This window comes from Streptomyces sp. NPDC044063, assembly GCF_056434285.1.
Genome location: NZ_JBWKFM010000022.1, coordinates 93,416 through 112,410, shown reverse-complemented (window position 1 = coordinate 112,410; position 18,995 = coordinate 93,416). Strand labels below are relative to the sequence as shown.

Sequence of the window (18,995 nt, the reverse complement as noted above, 5' to 3'; positions counted from 1 at the left end):
GGTCGTCGGACCGGGCCCCTCGAATCTTTGCCGCCCGCCTCGCCGTTCACCTCCGGGAGAAGGGTTGTCCACAGGCCCGAACGCCTGTCGGACCGCGACGGTACTGTCGGGTCATGGCGCAACTGGCTGTGGTCGAAGGGGTTCTCGAGCGGATCACCTACGCCAACGAGGAGAACGGCTACACCGTCGCCCGCGTCGACACCGGGCGCGGCGGGGGCGATCTCCTCACGGTGGTCGGCTCGCTGCTCGGCGCCCAGCCGGGCGAATCGCTGCGCATGGAGGGCCGCTGGGGCTCCCACCCGCAGTACGGCAAGCAGTTCACCGTCGAGAACTACACGACCGTCCTGCCCGCCACGATCCAGGGCATCCGCCGCTATCTGGGCTCGGGCCTCATCAAGGGCGTCGGGCCGCGCATCGCCGACCGCATCGTCAGCCACTTCGGCACCGACACGCTCGACGTCATCGAGGGCGATCCCCGGCGCCTGATCGAGGTGCCGGGGCTGGGCCCCAAGCGCACCCGGTCGATCGGCGACGCCTGGGAGGAGCAGAAGGCCATCAAGGAGGTCATGGTCTTCCTCCAGGGCGTCGGCGTCTCCACCTCCATCGCCGTGCGCATCTACAAGCAGTACGGCGACGCCTCGATCTCCGTCGTCCGCAACCAGCCCTACCGCCTCGCCGCCGACGTCTGGGGCATCGGCTTCCTCACCGCGGACCGCATCGCGCGGTCCGTGGGCATCCCGCACGACAGCCCCGACCGGGTCAAGGCGGGGCTCCAGTACGCCCTGTCGCAGTCCACCGACCAGGGGCACTGCTTCCTGCCGGAGGAGCGGCTCATCGCGGACGCGGTGAAGCTGCTCCAGGTGGACACCGGTCTCGTCATCGACTGCCTCGCCGAACTGGCCGCGGACGAGGAGGGCGTGGTGCGCGAGAGCGTGCCGGGGCCCGACGGGGGAGAGCCGGTCACCGCCGTCTATCTGGTGCCCTTCCACCGCGCCGAGCTCTCCCTGGCCGGGCAGCTGACGCGGCTGCTGCGCACCGGGGAGGACCGCCTGGCCGCCTTCCGCGACGTCGACTGGGACAAGGCCCTGACCTGGCTCGCGACGCGGACGGGGGCCGAGCTGGCCGAGGAACAGCGGCAGGCGGTCCGGCTCGCGCTCACCAGCCGGGTCGCGGTCCTCACCGGCGGTCCCGGCTGCGGCAAGTCCTTCACGGTCCGCTCCGTGGTGGAGCTCGCCCGGGCCAAGAAGGCCAAGGTGGTGCTGGCCGCGCCCACCGGGCGGGCGGCCAAGCGGCTCTCCGAGCTCACGGGCGCGGAGGCCTCCACCGTCCACCGGCTGCTGGAGCTCAAGCCCGGCGGCGACGCGGCCTACGACCGGGACCGCCCCCTGGACGCCGACCTCGTCGTGGTCGACGAGGCCTCCATGCTGGACCTCCTGCTGGCCAACAAGCTGGTCAAGGCCGTGGCCCCGGGCGCCCATCTGCTCCTCGTCGGGGACGTGGACCAGCTGCCGTCGGTGGGCGCCGGCGAGGTGCTGCGCGATCTGCTGGCGGCGGGCGGCCCGGTCCCGGCGGTCCGGCTCACCCGGATCTTCCGGCAGGCGCAGCAGTCCGGCGTGGTGACCAATGCACACCGCATCAACTCCGGTACGCCCCCGCTCACCCAGGGCATGACCGATTTCTTCCTCTTCGCCGAGGAGGACACCGAGGAGGCCGGCCGGCTCACCGTGGACGTGGCCGCCCGGCGCATCCCCGCCCGGTTCGGGCTGGACCCGCGCCGGGACGTCCAGGTGCTGGCCCCGATGCACCGCGGCCCGGCGGGCGCCGGCACGCTCAACGGCCTGCTCCAGCAGGCCATCACGCCCGCCCGGCCCGATCTGCCCGAGCGGCGCTTCGGTGGCCGGGTGTTCCGGGTGGGCGACAAGGTCACCCAGATTCGCAACAACTATGAAAAGGGACAGAACGGCGTCTTCAACGGCACGGTCGGGGTGGTCACCGCGCTGGACCTCGTCGAACAGCGGCTGACCGTGCGCACGGACGAGGACGAGGAGGTCGGGTACGACTTCGACGAGCTCGACGAACTCGCCCACGCCTACGCGGTCACCATCCACCGCTCCCAGGGCAGCGAGTATCCGGCCGTGGTGATCCCTGTCACCACGGGGGCCTGGATGATGCTGCAGCGCAACCTGCTGTACACGGCGGTCACCAGGGCCAAGCGGCTCGTGGTGCTGGTGGGGTCCCGAAGGGCCCTGGGCCAGGCGGTCCGCACGGTGTCCGCGGGCAGACGCTTCACCGCGCTCGATCACCGGCTCGCGAGGGATCCTGGAAGGGGTGCCGGAGGTGGTCTTCGTCTCTGAACGGTTTACCAATGCGGGCGAAGGGGGCAGGATGGGCAGGCTGGGCGGCACTGAGTGCCGCACATAGGCCCTATGGCCGACCCCGAGTGCACGTACATCGTCCAAATGGGGGAAGGTAGGGGTAGTCAGGGCACCTCGAAGAAGAGGCACAACGTCGGTGAGGGATGACGTGAGCGACAACTCTGTAGTAGTGCGGTACGGGGACGGCGAGTACAGCTACCCGGTGGTCGACAGCACTGTCGGCGACAAGGGCTTCGACATCGGCAAGCTGCGTGCCCAGACCGGTCTGGTGACCCTGGACTCCGGCTATGGCAACACCGCCGCCTATAAATCCGCGATCACCTACCTCGACGGTGAGCAGGGCATCCTGCGCTACCGCGGGTACCCGATCGAGCAGCTGGCCGAGCGCAGCTCGTTCCTCGAGACCGCGTTCCTGCTGATCAACGGCGAGCTGCCCACCGTCGACGAGCTGGCGACCTTCAAGGGTGAGATCACCCAGCACACCCTGCTGCACGAGGACGTCAAGCGGTTCTTCGACGGCTTCCCGCGCGACGCCCACCCGATGGCCATGCTGTCCTCCGTGGTCAGCGCGCTGTCGACGTTCTACCAGGACAGCCACAACCCGTTCGACGAGCAGCAGCGTCACCTGTCCACGATCCGGCTGCTGGCCAAGCTGCCGACGATCGCGGCCTACGCGTTCAAGAAGTCGATCGGCCACCCGATCGTCTACCCGCGCAACGACCTCGGCTACGTCGAGAACTTCCTGCGCATGACCTTCTCGGTGCCCGCCGCGGAGTTCGAGCTGGACCCGGTCGTCGTCAGCGCCCTGGACAAGCTGCTGATCCTCCACGCCGACCACGAGCAGAACTGCTCCACCTCGACCGTGCGCCTGGTCGGCTCCTCGCAGGCCAACCTCTTCGCGTCGATCTCCGCCGGCATCAACGCCCTGTGGGGCCCCCTCCACGGTGGCGCCAACCAGGCGGTGCTGGAGATGCTGGAGTCCATCCAGGCCTCCGGCGGCGACGTCGACGCCTTCATCCGCAAGGTGAAGAACAAGGAGGACGGCGTCCGCCTGATGGGCTTCGGGCACCGGGTCTACAAGAGCTTCGACCCCCGCGCGAAGATCATCAAGGCCGCGGCGCACGACGTCCTCTCCGCGCTGGGCAAGAGCGACGAGCTGCTCGACATCGCGCTCAAGCTCGAGGAGCACGCCCTCAGCGACGAGTACTTCGTCTCGCGCAACCTCTACCCGAACGTGGACTTCTACACCGGTCTGATCTACCGGGCCATGGGCTTCCCGTCCGAGATGTTCACCGTGCTCTTCGCGCTCGGCCGGCTGCCCGGCTGGATCGCCCAGTGGCACGAGATGATCAAGGAGCCGGGTTCCCGCATCGGCCGTCCGCGCCAGATCTACACGGGCATCGTCGAGCGCGACTTCGTGCCGGTCGAGCAGCGCTGACCCGCCGCACCCGCAGCACGTCCGAGGCGCCCCGCACCACATGGTGCGGGGCGCCTCGCCGTACACGGTCCCGGTGAAGGATGCCCAGGAATATGTGAAAAGCGCCCCGCCTCCGATCCCCCCACGGGTCGGAGCGAGGCGCTTTCCTGCCCCGGCGCGGATTCCCCCCACGGGATCCGGCCGGGAGCCGACGGACGCGATCTGCCGGGACGCGTACGTACGGGAGGGCCGCTCAAAGCTCCCCGGGTACGTGTCCCGGCCACGCGTAGCCGGTCCGTCCCCCAAGACGATCCAGCACTGCCCGGTTAGACCAATGTCCCCCCGTGATGGTTACCTGCCAATCGCTGTGATCTAGGTCTCCCGGGGTGGGGTGTCCGGCGGGGTGGTTCAGGCGCGGCCGACGAGCTCGTAGCCGGCCTCGTCCACGGCGGCGCGGACGGCCTCGTCGTCGAGGTCGGCGCCGGCGGTGACGGTGACCAGGCCCGTGGCCGCCACGGCCTGGACCGAGGTGACGCCGGCGATCGCGGAGACCTCCTCGGTCACGGCGGACTCGCAGTGGCCGCAGGTCATGCCGGTCACCTTGTAGACGGTGGTGGTCATGGTGCACTCCTCGGTAGGGAAGACGTTCGCGTGCCGTGGTGGCGACAGGGAGAAGACTACCCCCCGGGGGTATCTCCGGGGGGTGAGGGTGAGGGGAAATACGCCGCGGGCCTCAGGCGCGCGGGCGGCGGTTGCGGTTGCCGGGCCGGGCGGCGACCCAGTGCCGGATGGTGTCCGCGAACCAGTACGGCTTCCCGTTCTCGTGGAGGTCGGGGGCGGGCAGCATCCCGTGCTTCCGGTACGAGCGCACCGTGTCGGTCTGCACGCCGATGTGCGCCGCGATCTCTCTGTAGGACCAGAGTCGACGGTCGGTCATCTCTCGCGCCTCTCCGCCGCGCCACGGCCACGGAGGGGGGTCCGTTGGGGGAGCCGGGGCGCGCCTTGCTGATCGTCAGCCTGTCCCCGGCCAACGACGCACGGTGATCAAGCGGGTGGGGCTGTCGGCCTCCTGTGACGGAAGGCTCGCGCGGATGTGACGCTCGTTACAGGAAGATGACTCAGTAACGAAGGTGATGGAGAGGACCCGCCGCCTCAGCCCACGTCCGCCAGCCGCACCGGACGCCGCTCGCGCCGCGAGACCTCGCAGGCCTCGGCGATGTGCAGCGCGCGCAGCCCCTCGGCGCCGGGACAGGGGCTCGGTCCGCCCTCCCGCACCGCCCGGACGAACGCCGCCAGCTCGGCCCGGTACGCCCCCGCGAACCGCTCCAGGAAGCCCCGCCAGGGCCGTACGGGTGCCCCGGGGCCGTCCGGCTCGGCCGAGGTCAGCGGGGCGCGGCCGGACAGCCCCACCACCCACTGGTCGCGCTCCCCGGCGAGCTCCGTCCGTACGTCGTACCCGGCGCCGTTGCAGCGGGTGGCGGTCGCCGTGACCAGGGTGCCGTCGTCCAGGGTGAGCAGCGCCGCCGCTGTGTCCATGTCGCCCGCCTCCCGGAAGTAGGCGGGGCCCGCGTCCGCGCCCCGCGCGTACACCTCCACCACCTCGCGCCCGGTCAGCCAGCGCACCGCGTCGAAGTCGTGGACCAGGCAGTCGCGGATCAGTCCGCCGGAGTGCGGCAGGAACTCCGGTGGGGGCGGCACGGCGTCCGAGGTGACGCAGCGGATGGTGTGCACCCGCCCCAGCGCGCCCGACCGCAGGGCCTCGCGGGCGGCCAGGAAGCCGGGGTCGAAGCGGCGCTGGAAGCCGATCTGCAGCAGGGTGCCCGCCGCCTCCACCTCGCGCAGCGCCGCGACCGTGCCGGCGAGGCCGAGCGCGACCGGCTTCTCGCAGAACGCGGGCAGCCCGGCCCGGGCCGCCCGGGTGATGAGGTCCGCGTGCGCGGTCGTCGCGGCGGCGATGACCACCGCGTCCACGCCGCAGCGGTTGAGGACCTCGCCGACCGTCCGGGCGGGCCGGGCGCCGACGGCCCGCGCGAGCGCCGCCGCGCGGTCCGGTTCGGCGTCCGCGACGACCAGGTCGGCCACGCCGTCCGTCGCCGCCAGTGCCGTGGCGTGGAAGGTGCCGATGCGGCCGGCGCCCAGCAGCCCGATCCGCAGTCCGCCGCCGCCCGTCACGCCGGTCACCCGCCGTAGAGGGCCGGGCGGGGGACGAGCGCGACCGGGACGCGTTCGCCGGTGGCCTGGGCGCGGACGCCCGCCTCGCAGACGGCGGCGGCCGCGTAGCCGTCCCAGACGCCCGGGCCCGTGGTCCGGCCGGCGCGCGTGGCGTCCACCCAGGCCTGGACCTCGCGGTCGTAGGCGTCGCGGAACCGTTCCACGTAGTCGGGGGCGATCTCCCCGCCCCACCGGCCGGCGGCGTTGACGTAGAGCCCGTGGGCGTCGCCGGCCCGTGCCGTGCCCCGCTCGCCGACCGCCTCGCAGCGGACCTGGTAGCCGAAGCCGCAGTTGAGGAAGACCTCGACGTCGACGAGCGCGCCCCCCGAGGTCTCGAACAGGACGAGCTGGGGGTCGGTCAGCCCCTCGGGCGCCCCGGCGGAGGGGGTGGGGCGCCGTACGGTGACGGAGGTGATCTCCTGGTCCAGCAGCCAGCGCGTGACGTCGACCTCGTGGACCACCGAGTCCTCGATCGTCATCCGGCTGGTGAAGCCGGGTGGGGTGGCGGCGTTGCGGTGGACGCAGCGCAGCATCAGCGTGCGCCCGAACGCCTCCCCGTCCAGCAGCGCCTTCAGCCGCTGGAACTCGGCGTCGTAGCGCCGCATGAACCCGACCTGCACCCGCCGCCGGCCCAGCCGGACCTCCGCCTCCATCACCCGCAGCGCGGCGGCCGCGTCCGGGGTCAGCGGCTTCTCGCACAGCACCGGGAGGTCGCGGTCGAGCGCCGCCAGCAGGGCCGCCTCGTGGGCCGGGCCGGGGGAGGCGACGAGGACGGCGTCCACGCCGTCGGCGGTCATCGCGGCCACCGGGTCGGTGTGGGCGGAGCATCCCTCGATGCCGGCGGCCACGGCCTCGGCGCGCTCGGCGTCGATGTCGACGACGGCGGCCACCCGGGCGCCGCTGACGACCCGGTCGAGGCGCCGGACGTGGTCCGCGCCCATCCTGCCGGTGCCGATCACGGCCACGCCGAGTGTTCCGTCTCGCGTCATCGCGGGTTCCTCTGTGCTGGAAGTGCTGATGAAGATGGGGCCGGTGGGGGTCACGCGCCGCAGGAGCGCAGGAAGGCGCGGGTGCGCCGGGCGATGGGCAGTGGCCGATCGGGCGGGCAGGGGTACATGTCCTGCTCGACGATGGCGAAGAGGTCCACGCCCAGGCCCTGGGCCGCCGTCAGGACGGGCTCCAGCGCGGGGACGCCGCGCGGCGGTTCGCACATCACGCCCTGCCGGACGGCCGGGCCGAACGGCGTGCCCCGCGCCACCACGTCCGCGAGGACGGCCGGGTCGACCTGCTTGAGGTGGAGGTAGCCGATCCGTTCGCCGTAGGTCTCGATGAGCTTGACGCTGTCGCCGCCGGAGTAGGCGTAGTGCCCGGTGTCCAGGCACAGGGAGACCAGCGACGGGTCGGTGGCGTCGAGGAAGCGCTCGACGTCCGCCTCGGTGGCGATGTGGGTGTCGGTGTGGGGGTGGACGGCGATGGACAGCCCGTAGGTGTCGCGGACCTCGCGCGCGAGGCGTTCCGTCCCGGACACGAGGTGGTGCCACTGCTCGGCGGTGAGCTCCCGGTCCTCCAGCACCTCCGCGGTCCGGTCGTCGCGCCAGAAGGAGGGGATGACGACGAGGTGGCCGGCGCCGGTGGCGCGGGCGAGGGCGGCGACGCGGGCGACCTGTTCCCAGGTCTCGTCCCAGACGGCGGGGCCGCGGTGGAGGGCGGTGAAGACGGTGCCGGCCGAGACGTTCAGCCCCCGGGCGCCGGTCTCCTCCAGCAGGACGCGCGGGTCGGTCGGCAGATAGCCGTACGGGCCCAGCTCGATCCACGCGTAACCGGCCTCGGCGACCTCGTCCAGGAAGCGCCGCCACGGCACCTGGGCCGGGTCGTCGGCGAACCAGACGCCCCAGGAGTCGGGCGCGGAGCCGACACGGATGCGGTCCAGGGAGGGGAGTGGGGGCGAGGGCGCGGCGGCGGGGTCCATGCGGCGGCTCTCCTCTCGCCGGTCGTCGTCGACCGGGGAAGGCTGGGGTTGCCCGTAGCTTCCCGGCCGTGCGGAGGAGTGTCAAGATTTCGTCCGGACATACGGACGTAACGTCAATACCGTCCCTGTGACGTCCGTATGTCAGGACAATTCCTTGACACGCTCGTCCGCCCACCGCTAGACCTGGAGCGCGCGAACCCGGGGCTCGCGCTGCCGGGACGGTGGAAGGGGACGGTGGAAGGGAAGGTCATGACCGGTCCGTACGAACTCATCACCATGGGCCGGCTCGGGGTCGACCTCTATCCGCTCCAGACAGGTGTGCCGCTGGAACGCGTCGAGACGTTCGGGAAGTTCCTCGGCGGCTCGGCGGCCAACGTCGCCGTCGCCGCCGCCCGGCTGGGCCGCCGGACCGCGCTCATCAGCCGCACCGGCGACGACCCCTTCGGCCGCTACCTCCACGACGCGCTCCGCGACTTCGGCGTGGACGACCGCTGGGTGACCCCCGTGGCCGCCTGTCCCACGCCGCTCACCTTCTGCGAGGTCCACCCGCCGGACCACTTCCCGCTCTACTTCTACCGCCGCCCCAAGGCCCCCGACCTGGAGATCCACCCCGGCGAGCTGGACCTGGACGCCGTCCGGGCCGCCCGGGTCTTCTGGGCGACCGGGACCGGCCTGTGCGAGGAGCCCAGCCGCGCCGCCACCCTGGCCGCCCTCCAGGCGCGCTCCCGGCGCGCGGTCACCGTCCTCGACCTGGACTGGCGGCCGGTGTTCTGGGGCGACGACGGGGCCGCGGCCGCCCGCCCGCTGTACGCGGCAGCCCTCGCCCACGCCACCGTGGCCGTCGGCAACGTCGACGAGTGCGAGGTCGCCACCGGCGAGCGCGACCCGCACGCCGCGGCCCGGGCGCTGCTGGCCGCCGGGGTGGAGCTCGCGGTCGTCAAGCGGGGACCCGAGGGCGTGCTGGCCGTCCACCGGGACGGCACCACCGCCGAGGTCCCGCCGGTGCCGGTGGACGTCGTCAACGGGCTCGGCGCGGGCGACGCGTTCGGCGGCGCCCTGTGCCACGGCCTGCTGGAGGGCTGGGCACTGGAGCGCGTCATGCGCTTCGCCAACGCCGCCGGGGCCCATGTGGCCGCCCGGCTGGCCTGCTCCTCCGCGATGCCGACGCGGGACGAGGTCGCGGAGCTGCTGGACCGTTCCGCCACGGGTGGGGGCCCGCGGTGAGCATCCGCATCGCGGACCTGCCGCGCGTACGCAGCCGCCACCCCGAGGCCGTGGCCGAGGCGGCGGCCCGCCGGGGGCGCCGCCCGCTCGTCGGCGACAGCGGCCGGCTGATGATCGTCGCCGCCGACCACACGGCACGCGGCGCGCTCGGCGTCGGCGACCGGCACCTGGCCATGGCCAACCGGGCCGACCTGCTGGAGCGGCTGTGCCTCGCCCTCTCCCGGCCCGGCGTGGACGGCGTGCTCGCCACCGCCGACATCCTGGACGACCTGCTGCTGCTCGGTGCGCTGGAGCACAAGGTCGTCATGGCCTCCATGAACCGCGGCGGCCTCCTGGGGGCCTCCTTCGAGATGGACGACCGGTTCACCGGGCCCCGCGCGGACGACATCGTCCGGCGCGGCTTCGACGCCGGCAAGCTCCTGCTGCGCATCGACTACGACGACCCCGGATCGCTCACCACGATGGAGTCCGCCGCGCGCGCCATCGACGAGATGGCGGCCCGCCGGCTGCCCGTCTTCGTCGAGCCCTTCCTCTCCCGGCGGGTCGGCGGCCGGGTCCGCAACGACCTGGGAGCGGAGGCGGTCACCACGTCCCTCGCCATCGCGTCCGGCCTGGGCGGGACGTCCGCCTACACCTGGCTGAAGGTGCCGGTCACCGAGGACGCCCGGGACATGGAGCGGGTGCTCCAGGCCTCGACGCTGCCCGCCGTGCTGCTCGGCGGCGACGTGGGGGACGACCAGGACGCCGTCTACGAACGGTGGCGCGGCGCCCTGCGGCTGCCGTCCGTGCAGGGCCTGGTGGTCGGGCGCGCCCTGCTCTACCCCGCGGACGGCGACGTGGCCGCGGCGGTCGACACGGCCGTGGGGCTGTTGTGAACGGCGCCCGCGGGGTAGGAGTGACCGGTGGCCGGGAGGCGGGGCGACCGGCGGGAACGGACTCACGGAGACCCACATGACCGATGCGGAACGCCACCTGCCGGCCGGCGGTGCCGCGCGCGGCGCCTACGACCTGGACATCGCGCCCGAACGGGCCGGCTGGGGCTACTCCTCCCTGCGCGTGCTGACCCTCGCGCCCGGCGGGAGCCACACCTTCGCCTCCGGCGACAGCGAGTGGATCGTGCTGCCCCTCGCCGGCGGCTGCTCCGTCACCACGGGCCCGGGCTCCGGCGACGGTACGGAGTTCACCCTGGAGGGCCGCGCGAGCGTCTTCGGCGCGGTCACCGACTTCGCGTACGTCCCGCGCGACGCCCGCACCACCCTCGTCTCGCCGGGCGGGGGGCGCTTCGCCCTCGCCGGGGCGCGCTGCGACCGCGTCCTGCCGGCCCGTCACGTGCCCGCCTCCGCCGTCCCCGTCGAGCTGCGCGGCACCGGGACGTGCTCGCGCCAGGTCAACAACTTCGCCGCGGCGGACGTCCTCGCGTGCGACCGGCTCATCGCGGTCGAGGTCCTCACCCCCGGCGGCAACTGGTCCTCGTACCCGCCCCACAAGCACGACGAGCACCACCCCGGCGAGGAGTCGGAGCTGGAGGAGATCTACTACTTCGAGATCGCCCCCGGTCCCGGCGGCGAACCGGGCCTCGGCTACCAGCGCGTGTCGCCCTCCCGGGAGAAGGGCACGGACGTGCTGGCCGAGGTGCGCACCGGCGACGCCGTGCTCATCCCCGACGGCTGGCACGGCCCCTCCGCCGCGGCCCCCGGCCACGACATGTACTACCTCAACGTCATGGCGGGACCGGGCCCCGGCCGGGAGTGGCTCATCCGCGACCACCCGGACCACGCCTGGATCCGCGCCACCTGGCCGCGGCAGAGCCCCGACGCCCGCCTGCCGTTCTACGACGCCCCCTCCGGAGGCCCCCGATGACGACCCGTCGGCTCACCGTCGCCCAGGCGCTGGTGGAGTTCCTCTCCCACCAGTACACCGAGCGCGACGGCCGCCGGCACCGCCTGATCGCCGCCTGCTGGGGCATCTTCGGCCACGGCAACGTCGCCGGGATCGGGCAGGCGCTCCTGGAGACCGGCGACGCCCTGCCCTTCCTCCAGGGCCGCAACGAACAGGCCATGGTGCACGCGGCCGTCGGCTACGCCCGGCACAACGACCGGCTCTCCGCCCACGCCGTCACCACCTCCATCGGCCCCGGCGCCACCAACCTCGTCACCGGCGCCGCGCTCGCCACGATCAACCGGCTGCCGGTCCTGCTGCTGCCCGGCGACACCTTCGCCACCCGCCCCGCCGACCCCGTCCTCCAGCAGCTCGAACACCCCGGCGCGGGCGACGTCTCCGTCAACGACTGCCTGCGCCCCGTCTCCCGCTGGTTCGACCGGATCACCCGGCCCGAGGCGCTGATCCCCGCCGCCCTCCAGGCGGCGCGCGTCCTCGCCGACCCCGTCGAGACCGGGGCCGTCACCCTCGCGCTGCCCCAGGACGTCCAGGCGGAGGCCCACGACTGGCCGGAGGAGTTCTTCGCCGACCGCGTCTGGAACGTCCGCCGGCCCGCCCCCGACCCGGCCGAGCTCGCGGCGGCGGCCGCCGCCGTCCGCGGCGCCCGGCGGCCCCTGCTGATCGCCGGCGGCGGGATCCACCACAGCGAGGCCGAGGACGCCCTGCGCGCCCTCGCCGACGCCACCGGCATCCCCGTCGCCTCCACCCAGGCCGGCAAGGGCTCGCTGCGCCACGACCACCCCTGCGACGTCGGCGGCATCGGCCACACCGGCACCGCCGTCGCCGACGCGCTCGCCCGCACCGCCGACGTCGTCATCGGCGTCGGCACCCGCTACAGCGACTTCACCACCGCGTCGGCCACCCTCTTCGCCGCCCCGGACGTCCGCTTCGTCAACCTCAACATCGCCCCGTACGACGCCCACAAGATGGCCGGCCTGCCGCTCGTCGCCGACGCCCGCAGCGGCCTGGAGGCGCTGACGGCGGCCCTCGCCGGCCACCGCGTCCCGGACGCGTACGCCAGCGCGTACACGGCGGGGAAGGCCGAGTGGGAGACGGCGGTCGCGCGCGCCTACTCACCCCGGGACGGCCGGGGCGACGGGGCCCGGCCCACCCAGGCCCAGGTGCTCGGGGCGCTGGACGCCGTCGTGGGCGACGAGGACGTGATCGTCAACGCCGCCGGCTCGCTCCCCGGCGACCTCCACAAGCTCTGGCGGACCCGCTCCCGCCGCCAGTACCACCTGGAGTACGGCTACTCCTGCATGGGCTACGAGATCCCGGCCGCCATCGGCGTCCGCCTGGCCGATCCGGCGCGGCCGGTGTGGGCGCTGGTCGGCGACGGCACGTACCTGATGATGCCGACCGAGATCGTCACGGCCGTGCAGGAGGGGATCGCCATCAAGGTGGTCCTCGTGCAGAACCACGGCTACGCCTCGATCGGCGGGCTGTCGCAGGCCGTCGGCGGCGAGCGGTTCGGCACCGCCTACCGCTTCCGGACCCCCGACGGCACGTACACCGGCGGTCCGCTGCCGGTCGACCTCGCCGCCAACGCCGCCTCGCTCGGCATGACCGTGCTGCGCGCCCGCACCACCAGTGAGCTGCGCGCGGCGCTGGCCGAGGCGCGCGCGGCGGACCGGCCCACATGTGTCTACGTGGAGACCGAAACAGCCGACACAGTGTCCGGGGCGCCGCCCGCCCAGGCGTGGTGGGATGTGCCTGTCGCCGAGACCGCGACCCGCCCGGCGGCCGTGACGGCCCGGGCGGAGTACGACCGCAACGCCGCCGCCCGTCGTCGCTATCTTTGACCGTAAGGAAGGCCGCAGCAGATGAAGACCGTCAACCACTGGATCGACGGCAAGTCCGTCGAGGGCGGCTCCGGCACCTACGGGCCGGTGACCGACCCGGCGACCGGTGCCGTGACCACCCGGGTCGCGTTCGCCTCGGTCGAGGAGGTCGACGCGGCCGTCGCGTCGGCCCGGGCCGCGTACGCGACGTGGAGCCGCTCCTCGCTGGCCACCCGCACCACCGTGCTCTTCCGCTACCGCGCCCTGCTGGACGCCCACCGCGACGAGATCGCCGCGCTGATCACCGCCGAGCACGGCAAGGTGCACTCCGACGCGCTGGGCGAGGTCGCCCGCGGCCTGGAGATCGTCGAGCTGGCCTGCGGGATCACCACCCAGCTCAAGGGGGAGCTCTCCACCGAGGTCTCCAACCGGGTGGACGTCGCCTCGATCCGGCAGCCGCTGGGCGTGGTCGCCGGCATCACGCCCTTCAACTTCCCGGCCATGGTGCCGATGTGGATGTTCCCGCTGGCCGTGGCCTGCGGCAACACCTTCGTGCTCAAGCCGAGCGAGAAGGACCCCTCGCCCGCGATCCGCCTCGCGGAGCTCGCCGCCGAGGCCGGCCTGCCGGACGGCGTGCTGAACGTCGTCAACGGCGACCGCACGGCCGTCGACCGGCTGCTGGAGCACCCGGACGTCGCCGCCGTGTCGTTCGTGGGCTCCACGCCGATCGCCCGGCACATCCACACCACCGCCTCCGCCCACGGCAAGCGCGTCCAGGCGCTGGGCGGGGCCAAGAACCACATGCTGGTGCTGCCCGACGCCGACCTCGACGCGGCCGCGGACGCCGCGGTGTCCGCGGCCTACGGTTCGGCGGGCGAGCGCTGCATGGCGATCTCGGCGGTCGTCGCGGTCGGCGACACCGGCGACGAACTGGTGGCGAAGATCCGCGAGCGCGCCGAGAAGATCAGGATCGGCCCGGGCGACGACCCCGCCTCCGAGATGGGCCCGCTGATCACCAAGGAGCACCGCGACAAGGTCGCGTCCTACGTCCGGGGCGCCGCCGCCCAGGGCGCCGAGGTGGTGCTCGACGGGACGGGCTTCACGGTGGCCGGTTACGAGGAGGGCCACTGGATCGGGCTGTCCCTGCTGGACAGGGTGCCGGTCGAGGCGGACGCGTACCGCGACGAGATCTTCGGCCCGGTGCTGTGCGTGCTGCGCGCGGAGTCGTACGAGGAGGGCCTGGCCCTGATCAACGCCTCCCCGTGGGGCAACGGCACCGCGATCTTCACCCGTGACGGCGGCGCGGCCCGGCGCTTCCAGCTGGAGGTCGAGGCGGGCATGGTGGGCGTCAACGTGCCCATCCCGGTGCCGGTCGGCTACCACTCCTTCGGCGGCTGGAAGCACTCCCTCTTCGGCGACCACCACGTCTACGGCACCGACGGGGCGCGCTTCTACACGCGCGGCAAGGTCGTCACCACCCGCTGGCCGGACCCGGAGGACGGCGGGGTGGACCTGGGCTTCCCCAGCCACAAGTAGGCCACGGGCGGGCAGCCCCGGGCAGCGCCCCGGGCAGCCCCGGGCAGCGCCCCGGGCTGCCCGGAATGTCGCGATATGAACCGTAAGCTCGGGGCATGACCTGGTCGAGCGCGCTGAAGGCCACCGCACGCGCCGGACTGACGATCGAGCGGACCCATCTGGAGCCGCTGGTCGCCCTGCGCGGCGCGTGCGGCGTCGCCGTCGTGATCGGCCTCAACCTCTGGCTCGCCACGCCCGCCCTCGCGGTGGCGTCGGCGTTCGGCGCCTTCGCCGCCGGCCTGGCGACCTTCCAGCGCAGCTGGCGCCCCCGGCCGGTGCTGGCCCTCGCGGTGGCGGTGGCGCTGGGCGTCAGCACCTTCGTCGGCTACGTGACCGTCGGCAGTCACCTCCTGTTCGCCCTCCTGCTGGCCGTCTGGACCCTGATGGCGGGCCTGACCTGGGCGATCGGGCCCGTCTCGGGAATGGTGGCCTCGCAGACGGTCGCCGTCATGCTGTTCACCGTCACCCTGCCCACCTCCGTCCCGGGCGCCCTGCGCCACGCCGGCCTCATCGCCTTCGGCGGGCTCGTCCAGGCCGCGCTCATCGTCCTCCTCCCCATCCGGCCCTGGGGGCGGCAGCGCGACGCCCTCGCGGACGCGCTCGCCGCCGAGGCCGACTACGCGCGCCGGCTGCGCCACGACCCCACGGCCCCCTTCGACCCGCAGCCGCTGATGGACGCCCGCGACGCGGCCGCCATGACGCCACGTCAGGCCCGGCGCCGGCCCGGCCAGCTCGGCGGCCCGCGCGGCCTGGCCGAGCGGCTGCGGCCCGTCCTGGCCGCCCTCGCCGACCCCGTGCTCGGCGCGCCGACCGAGGGCCCCGAGCGCGACCGCGTCCGCGAACTGCTGGGCGCCGCCGCCACCGTGCTGGACGCGGTGGCGCACGCCGTGCGCTGGGGGCGGCCGGTGAAGGTCCCGCCGGAGGTCATGGCCGTCCTGGACCTGCCCGACGAGGACCGGCTGGTCCTCACCGGCGCCGCCCGGCGGTCCGCGCTGCGCCTGATGGTGCTGCTCGCCGACGTCGTCGAGGCCGCCGACGAGCGGGTCGAGCCCACCGGTCCCGAGGCGCCCGGGGAACGCCGCCACCTGCTGCGGCCCTCCGTACCCACCCTGGTGCCCGTCGCCCTGCGCGCCGTACGCCGCGAGGCACGGTGGTCCTCGGCCATCGGCCGGCACGCGGTCCGGGTCACGGCCGTCGTCTCGGCGGGCTACGCCCTGGGGACCGCGCTGCCCCTCGGGCACGGCTACTGGGCGCCCATGACGTCCGTGATGGTCATGCGGCCCGACTTCGCGCAGACCTACTCGCGCGGCGTCGCCCGCTTCGCCGGCACCGTCGTCGGAGTCTGGCTCGCCGGCGGGCTGATGGCGCTCGTCCACCCCGGCCCGTACCCGTGCGCGGCGCTGGCGGTGCTGTGCATCGGCCTGATGTACCTGCTCATGCGCACGGGCTACAGCGTCGCCTCCGCCTGCATCGCCGCCTACGTCGTCTTCCTGCTGGGCATCGCGGGCGAGGGCTGGAGCCAGACCGTGTGGGCCCGGCTGGCGCTGACCCTGCTGGGCGGGGTGCTGGCGCTCGTCGCGTACGCCGTCTTCCCGGCCTGGGAGACGCTCCGGCTGCGCGACCGGCTGGCCGACTGGCTGGAGGCCAACGGCCGTTACGCGCTGGCGGTCCTCGCCCTCCACGCCGTGCCGGGCCTGCGCAGGCCGCGCCAGGTGCGCGAGGCCCTGCTGGACTCGCGCGCGGCCCGCCTGGAGTGGGAGGAGGCGGTGGCCCGCGCCGAGAAGGAGCCGGTGCGCCACCGCGGCATCTCCCGCCGGGCGGAACGCGCGGCGGAGTCGGCCCTGGTGACGACGGGCCGCGCCACGCTGCTGATGGAGGCCCACATCCCGGACCGCGACGGCCGGCCGTCCCCGGGGGCCGGGCACTTCGCCGACGCGCTGCGCGCGGCCCTGCCCGACGCCGAGGCGGCCGTACGGGAGCGGCGCCGCCCCGACTGGTCGGGCCCCCATCGGGCGCACGCCGCGTGGCGGGAGGCGGAGGGGGAGGAGAGCGTGGCGTTCCGGGCCACGGAACTCCTGCTGGACGCGCTGGACGAGCTGGCGGAGGCGGTGGCCCCGGGCAGGAGGCGGCCGCCCGGGGGGCCCGCGGTGTGACCGTTCGGGCCCGGCGCCCGGCCTACGGCGTGAACAGCCGGTCGAGGTGGGCGTCCGCCAGCGCCATCGCCTCGTCCGGGGTGTGGACGTCCAGCAGGGTGTAGCTGGTCAGCCCGTCGACCAGGCAGATCAGCAGCGTCGCCTCGGTGTCCGGGTCGCGGTCCGGCGCGATCTCGCCGGCCGCCACGCCCCGCCGGATCTGGTCCGCGAACAGCCCGCGCAGCAGCGGGACTCCCTCCTTCACATGGCCCCGCAGCCGCTCGTCGTGCACGGCCTGGGTGAAGTACGCGATCTGCACCAGATTCCCGCTGCGGCTCTTGTCGTCCAGCGGCAGCATCTCGGCGACCGTCTCCCGCAGGACCGCGCGGGCGGAGGGGGCGGTGTCCGGCGCCCCGATCCGCGCGGTGATGCGGCGCGCGGCGAGCTCGTTGATGTGGCCGAGCGCGAACACGAGCATGTCGCCCCGGCTGCGGAAGTAGTGCTGCAACTGGCCCAGGGAGATCCCCGCCTCGGCGGCCACGTCGCGCAGGCTCGCGCCCTCCAGACCACGGGTGGACGCGATCCGCCAGAGGGCCTCGGCGATGCGGCGACGGCGTTCCTCGTGATCGACGCGCTTGGGCACGGTCGCTTCCTCCGGGGTCTGTGGCTCAGATCTGGTGCTCAGTTTTGCAGGTCGATTGTATTGTCATACGCTGCCGCTTGGCAGTACAACTGACTTGGAAAGAATGAAGAACGGGGGACCGGGTGACCGGACAGCCGCACCTCACACGCGTCGCGAGGCTCCGGCCGCCGGACCGCCGTGCGGGCCGCCGCGCCCGCGGCTGGTGGACGGCCCAGGCCTGGCTCACCGTCGGCGCCCCGGCGCTCCTCGTCGCCGCGGCCCTCCTGGCGAACTCCGCCCTCTTCTTCCCCGGCGCCCTGCCCTGGCTCGCCCCGCTCGCCACCGCCGTCCTGGTGCTGCCCGCCCTCGGCTACGCCCTGGCCATGCCCGCCGGGCGCGCCCGCGTCCACGGCTGGGAGGTGGGGCGGTCGGCCGTCTACGCGGTGGACGGCTGGTACCTGCGCCGCCGCCGGATCGTGGCGCTGGACCGGGTGCGCGAGGTCGCCGTCCGGCGCGGGCCGCTCCAGCGGCGCTACGGGCTCGCCACCGTCACCGTCACCACCGGGTCGGCCGCGGCCGGCCTGCGCATCACCGGCGTGCCCGAGGCCGAGGCGCGGGCGCTGGCCGAGCGCATCCGGCGGGAGGTGCCGGCGTGAGGACCCTCGCCACGGCGGACCGCCGCCGGCTCCGCTACGCCCCCCTCACCTTCTGGGTCTGGGGAGGCGTCCTCATCGCCGCCGGCACGATCTGGAAGATCCTCAAGGCGGTCACCCGCACCGACCCCTGGCGGCTGGGCTTCGTGCGCCGCCCGGCGGAGGCGCTCTGGGGCGGCGCGTCATGGGTGACGATCCCGCTCGCCCTGCTCGTCCTGACCCTGCTGGGCGTCGCGGGCGCCCTGGTGGTCCACCTGCTGACCTGGTCGCGGTACCGGCTGGAGCGGGACGACGGCGGCGGCCTGACCGTCCACCGAGGCCCGTCCGGCAAGGCGTCCGTCACCATCGATCCCACCCTGCTCCACGGGGTCGCCCTGTGCGAGCCCCTGCTGCTGCGCGCCGGCGGCGGCGCGTCCGTACGGGCCGTGGCGGGCGGCCTGGGCGATCGCGACCAGAACCGCTCCCGCAGCGTGGTCCTGCCGCCCTCGCCGGTGGCGGAGGCCGAGCGGATGTGCGCGGAGGTGCTGGGCGAGGCGGTCGACGTGACCGGGCTGCGGCCGCACCCCCGGGTGGGGCTGCGGAGGCGGGTGGTGGCCGCGCTGGGGTGGTGGGTGCTGCCGGTGGTCGTGGTGCTCACGGTGCTGGGCGCGCTGCTCTCGCTGCCCGTGCTGCTGTACTGCGCGGCGGGGTGGGCGCTGGTGGCCTCCCCGGTGGCCGCGCTGCTCGCGCGGGACGCGTACCGGGCGCTGGGGCACGCGGTGCGCGGGCGGTATCTCGTCGTGCGGTCCGGAGTGTTCGCCCGGGAGACGGTGACGCTCGACCGGCATGCCGTACAGGCGTGGATATTTACCGATTCGCCCCGTGCGCGGCGGGCAGGTGTGGTGACTCTCACTGCCGCGGTGCCCGCGGGGGAGGACGGATACCGCATACGGGACATGTCAGCCGTGGAAGCGGCCGAGTTCGCGGAATTCGCGGCTCCAGGAATCGTCCGAGAGTTCTTGATCCAGACAAACGCCTGAAAAGTCTGTCGTACATTCGCACCCAACTTTTTGTTATCTGCGGGCCGCCGCCCGGTCTCCCAGGTGTCGGATCGAGCGC

At 73.9% G+C, this 18,995-nt stretch carries 16 protein-coding genes; 10 read left to right on the top strand and 6 right to left on the bottom strand.

Annotated elements, in window-relative coordinates:
• Positions 1-113 precede the first annotated feature (113 nt).
• Together recD2 and AC07BS_RS24915 are read left to right on the top strand one after the other, a co-directional pair.
• A complete protein-coding gene (gene recD2, locus AC07BS_RS24920; RefSeq protein ID WP_478934554.1) occupies positions 114-2,354 on the top strand; it encodes an SF1B family DNA helicase RecD2 in 2,241 nt (746 codons plus the stop codon).
• A gap of 169 nt (positions 2,355-2,523) precedes the next feature.
• Positions 2,524-3,813 (top strand): citrate synthase, encoded by a 1,290-nt coding sequence (locus AC07BS_RS24915; protein ID WP_478641756.1) that lies wholly within the window; start codon positions 2,524-2,526, stop codon positions 3,811-3,813.
• A gap of 387 nt (positions 3,814-4,200) precedes the next feature.
• On the opposite strand, the gene AC07BS_RS24910 is transcribed toward AC07BS_RS24915, so the two are convergent.
• The 5 genes from AC07BS_RS24910 to AC07BS_RS24890 form a co-directional block, all read right to left on the bottom strand.
• Positions 4,201-4,461 carry a heavy-metal-associated domain-containing protein gene (locus AC07BS_RS24910; RefSeq protein WP_478934565.1) on the bottom strand — a complete coding sequence of 87 codons (261 nt, stop codon included), beginning with the start codon at positions 4,459-4,461 and terminating at the stop codon, positions 4,201-4,203.
• A 64-nt stretch (positions 4,462-4,525) separates the two neighbouring features.
• A complete protein-coding gene (locus AC07BS_RS24905) occupies positions 4,526-4,729 on the bottom strand; it encodes a MarR family transcriptional regulator (RefSeq protein ID WP_478641753.1) in 204 nt (67 codons plus the stop codon).
• Positions 4,730-4,944: 215 nt separating this feature from the next.
• Positions 4,945-5,946, bottom strand: coding sequence for a Gfo/Idh/MocA family protein (locus AC07BS_RS24900; protein WP_478642143.1), 1,002 nt, complete (start codon positions 5,944-5,946; stop codon positions 4,945-4,947).
• Positions 5,947-5,969: 23 nt separating this feature from the next.
• A complete protein-coding gene (locus tag AC07BS_RS24895; protein ID WP_478641751.1) occupies positions 5,970-6,992 on the bottom strand; it encodes a Gfo/Idh/MocA family protein in 1,023 nt (340 codons plus the stop codon).
• Between the two features lie 50 nt (positions 6,993-7,042).
• Complete coding sequence (locus AC07BS_RS24890; protein WP_478934553.1) at positions 7,043-7,972, bottom strand: sugar phosphate isomerase/epimerase family protein; 930 nt, start codon at positions 7,970-7,972, stop codon at positions 7,043-7,045.
• Positions 7,973-8,221: 249 nt separating this feature from the next.
• Between AC07BS_RS24890 and iolC the strand changes: the two genes are divergently transcribed.
• The 6 genes from iolC to AC07BS_RS24860 all read left to right on the top strand — a co-directional run bounded on the left by iolC (position 8,222) and on the right by AC07BS_RS24860 (position 16,643).
• Positions 8,222-9,196: a 5-dehydro-2-deoxygluconokinase gene (gene iolC / locus AC07BS_RS24885; RefSeq protein WP_478641748.1), complete on the top strand. Its 975-nt coding sequence runs from the start codon at positions 8,222-8,224 to the stop codon at positions 9,194-9,196.
• Positions 9,193-10,071 (top strand): Cgl0159 family (beta/alpha)8-fold protein, encoded by an 879-nt coding sequence (locus AC07BS_RS24880; RefSeq protein WP_478641746.1) that lies wholly within the window; start codon positions 9,193-9,195, stop codon positions 10,069-10,071. Before iolC ends, AC07BS_RS24880 begins: the two co-directional genes overlap by 4 nt.
• Before the next feature lie 76 nt (positions 10,072-10,147).
• Positions 10,148-11,056, top strand: a complete 909-nt coding sequence (gene iolB / locus AC07BS_RS24875; RefSeq protein WP_478641744.1) for a 5-deoxy-glucuronate isomerase — start codon at positions 10,148-10,150, stop codon at positions 11,054-11,056.
• Positions 11,053-12,936 (top strand): 3D-(3,5/4)-trihydroxycyclohexane-1,2-dione acylhydrolase (decyclizing), encoded by a 1,884-nt coding sequence (iolD, locus tag AC07BS_RS24870; protein ID WP_478934551.1) that lies wholly within the window; start codon positions 11,053-11,055, stop codon positions 12,934-12,936. Before iolB ends, iolD begins: the two co-directional genes overlap by 4 nt.
• A 21-nt stretch (positions 12,937-12,957) precedes the next feature.
• Complete coding sequence (locus tag AC07BS_RS24865) at positions 12,958-14,451, top strand: CoA-acylating methylmalonate-semialdehyde dehydrogenase (protein WP_478934549.1); 1,494 nt, start codon at positions 12,958-12,960, stop codon at positions 14,449-14,451.
• A gap of 95 nt (positions 14,452-14,546) precedes the next feature.
• Positions 14,547-16,643 (top strand): FUSC family protein, encoded by a 2,097-nt coding sequence (locus AC07BS_RS24860; protein ID WP_478934547.1) that lies wholly within the window; start codon positions 14,547-14,549, stop codon positions 16,641-16,643.
• Positions 16,644-16,665: 22 nt separating this feature from the next.
• On the opposite strand, the gene AC07BS_RS24855 is transcribed toward AC07BS_RS24860, so the two are convergent.
• Positions 16,666-17,265: a TetR/AcrR family transcriptional regulator gene (locus AC07BS_RS24855; RefSeq protein ID WP_478641738.1), complete on the bottom strand. Its 600-nt coding sequence runs from the start codon at positions 17,263-17,265 to the stop codon at positions 16,666-16,668.
• A gap of 122 nt (positions 17,266-17,387) precedes the next feature.
• Here AC07BS_RS24855 and AC07BS_RS24850 point away from each other — a divergent pair, with 122 nt between their 5' ends.
• Positions 17,388-17,900, top strand: a complete 513-nt coding sequence (locus tag AC07BS_RS24850) for a PH domain-containing protein (protein ID WP_478641737.1) — start codon at positions 17,388-17,390, stop codon at positions 17,898-17,900.
• Positions 17,897-18,916 carry a PH domain-containing protein gene (locus AC07BS_RS24845; RefSeq protein WP_478934544.1) on the top strand — a complete coding sequence of 340 codons (1,020 nt, stop codon included), beginning with the start codon at positions 17,897-17,899 and terminating at the stop codon, positions 18,914-18,916. The genes AC07BS_RS24850 and AC07BS_RS24845 overlap by 4 nt, the downstream gene beginning before the upstream one ends.
• Positions 18,917-18,995: the final 79 nt, after the last annotated feature.